This is a genomic window from Legionella massiliensis, assembly GCF_000756815.1.
Lineage (GTDB): Bacteria > Pseudomonadota > Gammaproteobacteria > Legionellales > Legionellaceae > Tatlockia > Tatlockia massiliensis.
In genome coordinates this window covers 162,216-173,937 of sequence record NZ_CCVW01000002.1, presented here as the reverse complement: position 1 = coordinate 173,937, position 11,722 = coordinate 162,216, and the positions used below count along the sequence as shown (strand labels likewise).

Sequence of the window (11,722 nt, the reverse complement as noted above, 5' to 3'; positions counted from 1 at the left end):
ATCTCCTTTAATCTTCAGATTACTTCTCAATCACACCCATGATGTCGTCTTCGCGCATCACAACTAATTCTTGACCTGCAACTTTAACTTCAGTACCTGAGTATTTGCCAAACAGGACTACATCGCCAACTTTTACAGCCAAGGCACGAACATCGCCATTGTCTAGAATTTTACCTGCGCCAATAGCTATAATTTCACCGCGCATTGGTTTTTCAGTAGCACTGTCTGGAATTACGATACCACCTGCTGTGGTACGTTCTTCTTCCAAACGACGAACAACAACACGGTCGTGTAAAGGACGAATTTTCATACTAGTTCTCTCCTGATTTGGTTAATCACCTATAATGTTCAGAGTAGCTCTGACTTTTAGCCCCGCATAAAATCGCTATGCAGCGCTGATGACTGCCATATATGGGGACAGCTAAAATGCTTTCAAGGGGAGAAGGTAAAAAAATTTTGGTTTTTTTTACTCTGCAACTACAATGGTCTGCAATTTTACAGGTTTTTGAGCATTTCATGAAAAAATGGTTGTTAGTGGCAGTGTTTTGGAGTCTCGCATTCTTGACTAATGCGACACCCTTGCCAGCGTCAGAAGTGTTTCAAATCGAAGCAAAGCTTTTCGATCCGAATACCTTGATCATCAATTGGCAAATTAAGCCAGGTTATTTCCTCTACAGTGACCGTATCAAACTGGATGAAACTCCGAATTCTAATGTTCATGTAGGCACTATCCGTTTCCCTGAAACGATGCAGAAGGTTGATAAACAAGGCCGTGTTTACACTATTTATCGTGATAAGCTGTCTGTGCCGGTTGCCATTCTTGGTGAACAGCCTGGCGAATCTTTGATTGAGGTGCATTACCAAGGCTGTGCGGATGACGGTTTTTGTTATCCACCTGAAACCAGGCAGATTAAGCTAACTATTGATAACAATTTAGCGCTGACTGATGTGAGCCTGGAAGGGGAGTCACTAAGTACATCTCTTGCAGAGCCTCCTCAACCACCTCAGGATGAGACAGAGGCTGTTTTCATTAATCATCACTGGGCTTTTGTAATTTTAAGCTTTTGGTTTTTTGGTTTGTTGCTGGCGTTTACACCTTGTATCCTGCCTATGATTCCTGTTCTTTCGGGCATCATTGTCGGGCATGGCCATGAGATTTCTACGCGCAAAGCCTTTTTTCTCTCACTGAGCTATGTACTGAGTATGTCCTTTACCTATGCTGTGGTAGGTGCTGTGGTTGCTACCCTAGGCTCGAATTTGCAGGTGCTTATGCAGACCCCATGGGCGATTAGTCTTTTCAGTCTTATCTTTGTCATTTTGGCGCTATCGATGTTTGGCTACTATGACCTGCGCCTACCTGTCTCATGGCAGGCAAAATTAGCGAATTTGAGTCGAGGCCAATCGAGCGGACATTATATTGGTGCCGCTATTATGGGAGCCTTATCAACTCTAATCTTGTCGCCCTGCGTTACACCTCCTCTAATGGGGGCGCTGGGTTATATTGCGCATAGCGGTAATATGGCCTTGGGCAGCTCGGCTCTGTTCTTTTTAGGCTTAGGCATGGGAACTCCACTCTTGCTAATTGGTGCCTCTGCTGGGAAATGGCTACCCAAGGCGGGTAAGTGGATGAATGCTGTCAAAACATTTTTTGGGGTCTTGTTACTTGCTGTAGCACTGTATCTGATGGGGCGTATCTTGCCCAGTCTCTTGGTGATGGGGCTGTGGGCGGCCTTGATGATTTTCTCCGGTATTTATTGTGGGGCTCTGGCCTTATCGAAGACAAACCTGGAAAAATTTGGCCAAGGTTTGGGCATAATGCTCTTACTCTACGGTATTTTGGTTTTGGTTGGGGCAAGTATGGGAAATACTAATCCCTTACAGCCCTTAGTTCGAGTAGAAGCCTCCGCTGCAATTAAGAGTTCCGACACGAAAACGGTCAATACAATCAATGAGTTACAAAAAGCCTTAAAAAATGCGAAAGGGAAGCCTGTTATGCTAGATTTTTATGCCGATTGGTGTAGTTCATGTCAGGTTATGGAAGCGACGTTGTTTAAAGATCCGCGTGTGGAATCTGTCTTAAAAGATTTTGTAGTTTTAAAGGTTGATATCACGGCAAACAAAGAACAGCAAAAAGCCTTGCTAAGTCAATTTAATGTCGTAGCCCCACCAACCTTTGTATTTCTTAATAAGCAGGGTAAGGAACAAACGAATCTGCGTTTAGTTGGTGAAACCCCGACAAATAAGTTTTTGAAGCAGTTGGATCTTGCTTTGGGGGATTAGACCTAATAGTCACTTCACATCTCATTAACTTAAGACTTGGCGTCTAGGAAGCAGACCCCATCACCATTAGACAAAACAGGCCGTAAAGCGTTATAATTCGCCCACTTTTTTTACAGATAGAAAATTATGAATCATAAAGTGGGCTTTGTCAGCTTGGGATGCCCCAAGGCTCTGGTTGATTCTGAGCGAATCATTACTCAATTACGAGCGCAAGGATACGATCTCGTCTCAACCTACCAGGATGCAGGTGTTGTTGTTGTGAATACCTGTGGTTTTATCGATGCCGCAGTAACAGAATCGTTGGATACTATTAAAGAGGCAATGGCGGAGAATGGCCGGGTTATTGTCACCGGTTGTTTGGGCGCGAAGGCCGATATAATCCGCGAAGCCTGTCCTGAGGTTTTGCATATTAGTGGTGCCCATGCTTATGAAGAGGTTGTTCGTGCTGTACATCGGCATTTGCCGCCGCCAGCTGATCCCTTTACCCAGCTTGTGCCACCTCAGGGGATCAAATTAACCCCTAGACATTATGCCTATCTGAAAATTTCCGAGGGTTGCAACCAAAAATGTACCTTCTGCATTATTCCGACGATGCGCGGTAAGCTACAAAGTTATCCAATGACTCAGGTACTGAGCGAGGCGAAGCGATTAAAGGCTGCTGGGGTGCAAGAGTTGCTGGTTATTTCTCAGGATACCAGCGCCTATGGTGTTGATACGCGCTATCAACCTGTTGAATGGCAGGGCAAAACCGTGAAGACTCAGTTTTATGATTTGTGCGAGCAGCTCGGTGAACTTGGAATTTGGGTACGCTTACACTATGTTTATCCCTATCCCCATGTTGACGAAATTATTCCTCTAATGCGTGATGGCCTCATCTTGCCTTATCTGGATATCCCTTTGCAGCATGCTAGTTCAAGAGTATTAAAGGCAATGAAACGCCCAGCTTCGAGCGAAAATACCCTAGCTCGAATTAAGCAATGGCGAGAGATTTGCCCTGATATTACTCTTCGTTCCACCTTTATAGTTGGTTTTCCTGGCGAGACTGAGGAAGAGTTCGAAGAGTTACTCGACTTTTTACAAGAAGCGCGTTTGGATAGGGTGGGGTGCTTTCAATACTCTCCTGTTGAAGGAGCTAAAGCCAATGAATTAGCCGACCCTATACCGGATGAGGTTAAGGAAGATCGTTATCATCGCTTTATGCAAATTCAGGCAGAAATCAGCCGAGAAAAACTAGAAGATAAGATTGGCAGCAAACAAATGGTGTTAATTGATGAAATCAATGATGAGCAAATCATTGCACGTTCTAAAAGTGATGCACCAGAAATTGATGGTCTGGTTTTTCTCCCACTTGACGAGAGCGTTAAGGTTGGGGATTTGGTTGAGGTTATGATCACGGACAGTGATGATTATGACTTGTATGCTGAGTTTGAGCAGCGGCATTGAAGATAGCTAACCCTCATCTGTCCTTGCTCCTTTTAAGGGCATTTGTCATTCCCGCGAAGGCGGGAAACCATCTCTACATTGGCACTGTGCTTAGCTAGAAATAGTTTCCCGCCTTCGCGGGAATGACAAAACCTTCCTTTGTCTGACATAGGGAATAAAAATTTTACCTGCATCGGCAATTTTTGTTTTTACACCATCAACAATAATCAATCGCGCACCTACCTCGTCCTCTAATTTATAGAAAAAATCGAGAGTCTCGCAATCAATATGAAAGCTGAAGGACTCATTAATATTTGTATACCATTCACGATATCTGATCTTGTAACAAAAGTTCTACCTAAGACTACCTCTGTAAAATTAATTATTGAAAACAGAAATTGAAGCAAAAGGGATCGTTTTCACTTAATGAAATTTGAGGGGCTGCCTGCTTCCAGAAACCTTAGTAACAGAGGAAATAGAACAATGTTTAACAAGACTGTGGGAAAAGATAAGGGTAAGCAAGAGAGTGTTCATCAGCAGCAAAGCATCGCTGTGCAGGAGAGCTCTATGGTTTCTTTTGCTGAGGTGAAAAGCGTTGAGGAATTTCTCAGACTCTATCCGTCTCATTCGGTTCAATACGACCGTTATAGAAGTTATATGGCAATGGTTAGGGCTTATCCGTTTTTATCAGGTAGCAGTGCTGAGGTGATTAGTGATGCCAAAAAAATAAGTGACATAAAACCATATGTTTCGCTTGTTCGTCCATCCTACAAGCAACAAGATGGTAATTACATAGGCCAGTTTACAATTTACTATGATATCGAAAAGCTTCAGAAAATTTCAGATCAGCAGTTAGAACAGCACTTGTATGGTGATGACGATTTTGTGATTCGACCCGAGGAGAATGGGCGTGAAATTGTGAAAGTAAAGATGGGGAAACTATTCATCGAATTTTGCCCAACTGGAAAAGATTCTTATCGCTTATCAGTCAAGGAGATTGACAGAGAAAACCTTAGGTTACGATCATTTTTGAATTTAAATCTTGATGGCCAACGATATCCAGATGTCGCCTTTGAGAATTTATTACCTATTGATTTAGGTGTCTTTTATGGTTCTCGAACTATTGCTGGTGCCAGTTCCAGCTCTCAAGATTCTAAAGCAGCCTTCAGTCATGCCTATGAGCTAAAAACCATTTTTACCAAACTTATATTTAACCAAGCTATCACTCAGCAAGACAAAGAGACCTTTCTTGAGCATTATCGACAACTTTATATGCCTGCAAGTGTCGCTCCAGCTCCAGCTGAGCCCTCCCATTCAGAAGAAAGTAAAAGGGATATTAGTCATTTCGGCTGGAATCTTGAAGATAAACCGCTATCACTCTTCGAAGTATCAGCAAAAATTAGCGCTAAGGCCTTGCACAATTTAAGTATAAGCGAAGAAGAAATCGCAGAGATTCTCAATGAATATCTTACACAAATGAATCTGGGACCAGATATTTTTAACGAAGCAACTAAAAAATTAATCTTGGAAACCCCGCTTGATCAAGGGCGCGTAGCACTCAAGGGGCTTGTTGAAGATGATGTTGAGATATTATTGGATAAGGCAATAAAAATGGTATCAAAAGACCAAAACATCAGCTCTCAACCGCTTTTTGCATCAAGTGCTTCTCAGGGATTCTTTAGCCCTTCATCGAGTTCTTCTAGTTCTTCCCATTCGCAGCCGCAAAACTCGCAGGAAAGCGCTCTAATGAGGCTCATTATAGAACAAGTGAATAACTTAGGATGTAAAGCTGGTGAGTGGTTCGATCTAGGAAATGGATTGGTCTTGGGAATATCTAACGATGAAGAAAATCGTCCTGCTATCCGTCTTGGGAGCTATGAAATCCAGGTGCAAGAAAACGGACTTAAAATCTATGATACAAGTTGTAAAAATAGCTTGGTTGAAGACGATTGGTTAAAAGAAGGGATTATCAATACAGCTTTGGAGGATACTGGCTTAAATACCTTGACTCAACCTGGGTTTTAAACTGGTAATAGTCACCAATCCACAAAAGCTTAATTGATGATTATCCATATCTAAGGAAAACCTTGATTACGCTGCGTAATCAAGGTTTCATTTACTGCATCCAACTACATTTAACGCTGCTTGTTTCTAGAGCTTATTATGGTAACTTGTTTAAATTAAATAATAAAAAACCTAGATCAGGAGCGAAATTGAGAGAAAAGAAATTACTCCAATTGGGTGATAAGTTCCTCAAGGCTGGCTGTGATGCGGTGAGTAAAATTGCCCAACCACTTTTTGAATCCTTCGATTTAACCTTTTTTTCTTATAAATTGTCAGTGAATGATAATTTCATTTTTCTAACCAATAACTATGACTGGCTTAAAAACTGTATCGATAAGAATTATGTCGATTACCTCTCTGCCTATCAGCCTGAACATGACACGATTCTCTGGGATGCAATCAACAAAGACAGCCCAGTAATCCATGTCTATGATGATGCCCGCCACAATTACAATATCGATCACGGCCTTACCATCATTAAAAGTTCTGCTGACAGGGAAGAGCATTTCAATTTTGCGACGACCTGCAATAACTACCAGGTCAATGATTTTTATTTACATCATCAGGAAATTCTTGAACGTTTTATTCTCTATTTCAGAGACAAGGCAAAGAAAATTATTGAGATTGCTTTAGAGCATGCAATCAGTCTTAAAGACTTGGGGATAATTAAAAACTCCTTGGCAAAAGAAGAGTTTTACAGGGAGATTGATTATTTTATCGAGAATACCCAAATTAAAATGATTCAACTACCAATCAATAATCAGATTGTCGAACTGAATTATACGTTGGCGCATACGGCCTATTATTATTTGCAGGGTTTTAGTTATAAAAAAATTGCGAAGGTTATGTATGTTTCAGCGAAAACGGTTGAAGCGCGGATGGCTAAATTAAGGCAGATAATGAATGCTACAAATAAATCGGAATTGTTTGGCTTATTAGAAAAACCAGAGGTTAAAGCGATTTTTGATTTGGCTTTATTAGATAGTTCAAGACATTTGGATAAGCCTAAGAAATTCGCTTTTTCAGCTTCATATTGGGTATTTGCTGCGGATATTGCCTGTGTGGTACTTTCTTTAATTTTTATTAGATTATTCTCATCTAAAGCTTGCTTAAGTAATGCGCTCGCTCCATTGGGTGAATTCTGCAAAAGCTCTTGGATTTCTCGGACATATCGAAGGACATCAGTGTTTGTGCTAGCCTGTGCAAGGCTTGCTTCCAAACCTTGTAGTTTTGTATGAGCATGTTTGATTTGGCTTTCTTTGGCTGCACGTGACATATATCTGGCTGTTTTACTCATGATGACTCTCCTTGAATTACTTGGTTTACAGTTCCATCTTATCCAGGTTTCAAGGAGTAAATTTTATTGAGGCAGATATCTAGGGATTTTTGTCGTTTTTCCCTATTTTTTAATGGTGGGGCAAGATCAAGGTGAGCTATTACACCATATATTCAAATATAAATGGTGAGTAAAGAATAAGTATCAAATATATTAAAAACTATCTAACGCCTTTATGTATTGTAGAGTCGCCTTCATTCCATAAAACAATCTGTTTTATCTTCTGAATTTTCCATTCGCTGTTTGATGATTTACACAATTCAAAGTTGTAAATAACATGAGAATCAAATTTTTTCCCATCTTTATCTTGTCTATAAATAATTGCACTTAATCTGCAGTAGGCGCTTTTCTCTTCAGACCTAATCTCTAAATTTGAAAACAAATGCTGCGTTTTTAAGTGACCTAATGTTTCTTTTCTCAAATTAACGAATTCGATTTTAGTGTAAGTATTCTTTTTTCCTCTCAAGTCTTGATAATCACATTCGACATCATCCATCAATGTGTTTTCTAATCCATCCCAATCTTTGAGATCAAAGCTATTTGCAAATTTAAATAATATATTAGAGACTGAGTTCATGATAAAAATTTCCACTTGTTATTATATAGCCACAGATATCTTGCCAGAGAATAAGAGAAACTGATAATAACGTCTGATTTTTGCTGTCCATCTCAGTTTAAGATAATATTTTCTCGGAGTATTTAATTGAAAGCCCAGCTTTATTGCAAATCATTAGCAGTTTTTATAAGGAATTAAGATGATCTCAGGTAAAAGAAAATGGATTCTCCCCGTAATTAGTACATTAATAGCAACCAACAGTGCAGGAGAAGTATTCGCTAAGCCTCGTTTTGTAGGCCAGGAAGTTATTTACGCCGCTAGTAGTTATGCTCCTAGTGGAAGTAATCAGTATATTTATATGTTTAATATTGATGCTCAAACTGGATTATTAACTCTACTGTCAGAGCCAGTAATCAATTCCAATGGTGCAAGTCTTTTAACGATAGATCCTTCAGGAAGTTATTTATATGGGAAGGGATGGGACTCTAATCTGAATGAATACGCATTAAGCGCATACGCTATTGATCAGTCTGATCTTACTTTAAGCCAATTTACCTCTATACCAAATCCTGAAAATAACCCTGGCTCATTAGCCTTTACACCATCCGGTGAATTTGCTTATTTAGGTAATTACAGCAGCGGTACAATTACTGCTTATCGAATAAATGATGCAACCGGTAGGTTAGAGTTACTACCTGATAACAGCGTAGTATCAGCAGGTTCGAATGTACAGAATCCTATTGTCGATCCCCAAGGAAAATTCTTATACATCCCCAATTCTGGCGATAATACTATTGGTGTTTATCAAATTAATTACAATGTCATGGACGGACCATATGGGGCTTTAAAAAACATTCAAACCATAGCAAGTACACAAGATGGTGGCCTGCCCTATGGGGCTCATTGGCCCATGTCGCTAGTATTTACAAGTGGTGGACAATTTGCCTATGTTAGAAATTTTTATGGGTATACCAGCACTATTACTACTTTTAAGGTGAATCCAGCAACAGGTATATTAACCTATCTTCAAGAGGTTCCAACAGGAGTAAATCCAGCGGATATGATTTTATCCCCTGATAATCGATTCCTCTTCGTTCTCTGTAGCGGTTCTGTTTTTACTTATCAAATTGATCCAGCACAAGGAACTTTATCAGCCCTACCTGTACTTATGATTCCTGAGGGGCAAACGACAACTTATTTTAATATGTCTCCTGATGGTAAAAATCTTTATATTCCTACCTCTGAAGGCACTATATTTATGATAGCTATTGCGGATGATGGGATGTTAAGTTACCTAACTCCTGCCTCAGTATCGACAGGTATGGGAACGGTCGATAGGATGATTTTTAGTCAGAATGGGCAGTTTGGTTATGTAGCTAACGGTTATAATTACCCTGATGCTCAACACTGTAGTAACAATGAGGATAATACAATTTCCATGTATAAGCGTGAAATTGAGGGCGATAATATTGGCTTATTAACTCCTATAACCAATCCCCAAACTAACACTAATACAGTTCCAGTAGGGCAATGCACCTATTCCCTAACTATCTCTAGCTGTTGGCTAAATAATAACTGTCAGGCCTATGGTTAGTGAAAAATTTTATATATGCAGTATGAATTCGTACTGCATGTAGTTGCTTTATATTGGAGCCAATCCATCTCTGCGCAAATAAAATCCCTATTGATAAAATTGATTGAAATATAGGTTGGCTATTTTTCTTAATTAGCGAGCAGGTTATTCTAGAGGGGAATACTTAAACACTTATTGGTTAAACTACGTAAAGATCGCAGTTATAGGTTGGGCCTTGGACGCTACCTCAAGGCTGTTCGGGCTGGGGAGGCCTTTAGGCCGTCTCGAACTGAGGTATCCCCACAAATTTGTAACTCAAAAAATAGTTATTTATTAAATCATTATGCTCTTTCTTATGTCGTTCCCGCGTAGGCGGGAATCCATTTATCAAGCGAAGCCCATCACCATGTTTGAGGGATGGATTCCTACCTGCGCAGGAATGACAGAAAAACAGACCAGTCTAAGCAATAAATAAACATCTTTTTAGTTACACTTCTGAATTTCAAATTCGTGGGGATACCACATGTCTCGAAGCCTTTCATAGTGACGCTTCGAGACATGTGCTTAGGCACAGACCTCCGCGCGAACGGATGTCTTAATGGCAGTGGCGTTTAAAAAACTCCACGACACACTAGTTACAAACACTCTTATAAGCAGCGACCAAGCTGTTCGGATTCGATACTGGTAAATCAGTATCTGCACTCCACATAATCGCACCTTGCAATTGCTTCGTTTTGACAAACTGACAAACCGCCTTTACTGCCGCAGGCGACTGATAACCAATAAACTGTCTAGTCGAAGGGTTATATAGATAAGAACCGAGGACTATAGGCTGGTTTTCGTTATCTAAGGCTTTAATATCATAGCTTTTGTAAGCTAATTGACTAATTGCTTGATCTACGGACTTATAGGGAAACATACCATCTTGATTTGAGTAGGTTGTTGGAAAATGGCTAGGACCAGTCCAGGGCTGTTCAAAACCTGGTAGTTCCTTATCTTCGCCTGGAGCAACACCAGAAAAACCTCGACCGTAAGCTGCAAGACCGACTTGTAGTTTTTCTTTGGGCATACCATAGCCTAACACTTGCTCGGTAATAGCATCGGTTCCGTAATTGATGGCAAACTCATCCTTATGACTAGTCTCTGGATGTTGGAGATAAGCATGAACGGCTGTATAAGGATCCGAACTTTGGCTCCAAGGTCCGTGTAAGTCATAGGTCATCAAATTGACAGAATTAACATAAGGCGCAACAGCCTTAAACCATCCACCTTCTACTGACTTATTAATGGCAGTTAAATACTCTTTGTTAACAGTAATTGTCACTGAAATATAAGCATCCTTTCCTAAAGTGGTTCTGCTCGCTTTAACAAGCTCAAACAGGTTTTTATAATCTGCCAGAGTCTTTGCATCAGGTGGTAATTGGCCACCGGTTTGCACATCAATCGGTGGTTCAAAATCGTAGTCAATCCCTTTTAGATTTTTAAAATGAGTCATCCAGGTTTTAAATTGGGTTAGAAATTTATCTTGATTTGCAAAAATAGCATCAAAGGTATAGGTACTTACTGCTTTATTTTCTGGTGTATTTGCTCCGCCTACGGCGATAATTCGTTTTGCCTTATATTTACTTGAATTGATAAAAGCGCCGAAGCTATTCAACTGGCCAACGCCTTTCTGATCAGTGTAATTAAATAACTCCCTTACCTTGGTAGTACCATTCATTTGTACAGCAGCACAAGCCCCTGCATTGGTTCGGCAGAAATCCAGAAATTCATTTGTTTCCGGTGGTAGGGGAGAAACCCAGGATCCTTCTAATGGTAGCTCGCCCCATAGATCATCAAAATGCATCAGACCATTCCAAGACGCAGGAATTTGGTACTGCGCCTGATTAGGATCAGCATTATTCCATACCTGTAAAAATCCCCAAGCGACAACATCAGCCTTATTAAATTGGGCAACCATATCAGGGTTAGAGACATAGCTTAGCTTGCCGTAGGGCTGACCATTTTTATAAGCACCATCGTACTCATAGGGGGATTCACCGTACATTGACCAACCAGTAGTATAAAGAGTTAGTGATGCATGCGCTGCCAGAGGGAAAAGTAACGATGCTGTCAGTATTGGAAGAACACGGGATTTTAATTTTTTCATAGATTTTCTCAGCAAGTTAATTGACTAAATTTTCACCCACAAGGCTATCTATGAGCCACTGACATTTTTGACAGGGTCAAAGGGTTATAGTCTCCTACCTATAATGGTTAATTATAGGACATCAACCTTGTAACCTGAGATCTTTGACATGCCGAAGCACACAACCAAGCAGGATAGCAATGCTAGTTTTTATTTATAATTAATGTGTTATGGTTTGCGCCGAAAAATCCTGAACAACTCTTTATAACTTTAATCATGGCATGCATTTAGTGGGGCAATTAGCGGGCTCTCTTCTCTATGGCAAAATGCAGCCAGCTACAGGTACCTCGATATCAAGTGCCA

General features: G+C 40.3%; 8 protein-coding genes. 5 read left to right on the top strand and 3 right to left on the bottom strand.

Going from position 1 to position 11,722, the window contains the following annotated elements:
- Positions 1–19: 19 nt before the first annotated feature.
- Positions 20–310, bottom strand: coding sequence for a co-chaperone GroES (gene groES, locus BN1094_RS08020; RefSeq protein ID WP_043873922.1), 291 nt, complete (start codon positions 308–310; stop codon positions 20–22).
- A gap of 206 nt (positions 311–516) precedes the next feature.
- Between groES and dsbD the strand changes: the two genes are divergently transcribed.
- The 4 genes from dsbD to BN1094_RS08000 all read left to right on the top strand — a co-directional run bounded on the left by dsbD (position 517) and on the right by BN1094_RS08000 (position 7,004).
- Positions 517–2,280 carry a protein-disulfide reductase DsbD gene (dsbD, locus tag BN1094_RS08015; protein ID WP_043874559.1) on the top strand — a complete coding sequence of 588 codons (1,764 nt, stop codon included), beginning with the start codon at positions 517–519 and terminating at the stop codon, positions 2,278–2,280.
- A gap of 126 nt (positions 2,281–2,406) precedes the next feature.
- The gene (gene rimO / locus BN1094_RS08010) at positions 2,407–3,723 is read left to right on the top strand and encodes a 30S ribosomal protein S12 methylthiotransferase RimO (RefSeq protein WP_043873921.1); all 1,317 of its coding nucleotides are present in this window, start codon (positions 2,407–2,409) and stop codon (positions 3,721–3,723) included.
- Between the two features lie 462 nt (positions 3,724–4,185).
- Positions 4,186–5,727, top strand: a complete 1,542-nt coding sequence (locus BN1094_RS08005) for a hypothetical protein (protein WP_043873920.1) — start codon at positions 4,186–4,188, stop codon at positions 5,725–5,727.
- Between the two features lie 188 nt (positions 5,728–5,915).
- Complete coding sequence (locus BN1094_RS08000; RefSeq protein WP_141650447.1) at positions 5,916–7,004, top strand: helix-turn-helix transcriptional regulator; 1,089 nt, start codon at positions 5,916–5,918, stop codon at positions 7,002–7,004.
- Between the two features lie 258 nt (positions 7,005–7,262).
- Here BN1094_RS08000 and BN1094_RS07995 read toward each other — a convergent pair whose 3' ends face one another.
- Positions 7,263–7,679 (bottom strand): nuclear transport factor 2 family protein, encoded by a 417-nt coding sequence (locus BN1094_RS07995; protein WP_043873918.1) that lies wholly within the window; start codon positions 7,677–7,679, stop codon positions 7,263–7,265.
- Between the two features lie 178 nt (positions 7,680–7,857).
- Here BN1094_RS07995 and BN1094_RS07990 point away from each other — a divergent pair, with 178 nt between their 5' ends.
- Positions 7,858–9,252, top strand: a complete 1,395-nt coding sequence (locus tag BN1094_RS07990) for a lactonase family protein (RefSeq protein WP_043873917.1) — start codon at positions 7,858–7,860, stop codon at positions 9,250–9,252.
- Positions 9,253–9,862: 610 nt separating this feature from the next.
- Here BN1094_RS07990 and BN1094_RS07985 read toward each other — a convergent pair.
- Positions 9,863–11,380, bottom strand: a complete 1,518-nt coding sequence (locus BN1094_RS07985) for a glycosyl hydrolase family 18 protein (RefSeq protein ID WP_043873916.1) — start codon at positions 11,378–11,380, stop codon at positions 9,863–9,865.
- Positions 11,381–11,722 lie beyond the last annotated feature (342 nt).

Bases quoted from the DNA above. Each gene is read 5' to 3' on its own strand.
- groES (WP_043873922.1), bottom strand. From the start codon at position 310: ATGAAAATTCGTCCTTTACACGACCGTGTTGTTGTTCGTCGTTTGGAA.
- dsbD (WP_043874559.1), top strand. From the start codon at position 517: ATGAAAAAATGGTTGTTAGTGGCAGTGTTTTGGAGTCTCGCATTCTTG.
- rimO (WP_043873921.1), top strand. From the start codon at position 2,407: ATGAATCATAAAGTGGGCTTTGTCAGCTTGGGATGCCCCAAGGCTCTG.
- BN1094_RS08005 (WP_043873920.1), top strand. From the start codon at position 4,186: ATGTTTAACAAGACTGTGGGAAAAGATAAGGGTAAGCAAGAGAGTGTT.
- BN1094_RS07995 (WP_043873918.1), bottom strand. From the start codon at position 7,679: ATGAACTCAGTCTCTAATATATTATTTAAATTTGCAAATAGCTTTGAT.
- BN1094_RS07990 (WP_043873917.1), top strand. From the start codon at position 7,858: ATGATCTCAGGTAAAAGAAAATGGATTCTCCCCGTAATTAGTACATTA.
- BN1094_RS07985 (WP_043873916.1), bottom strand. From the start codon at position 11,380: ATGAAAAAATTAAAATCCCGTGTTCTTCCAATACTGACAGCATCGTTA.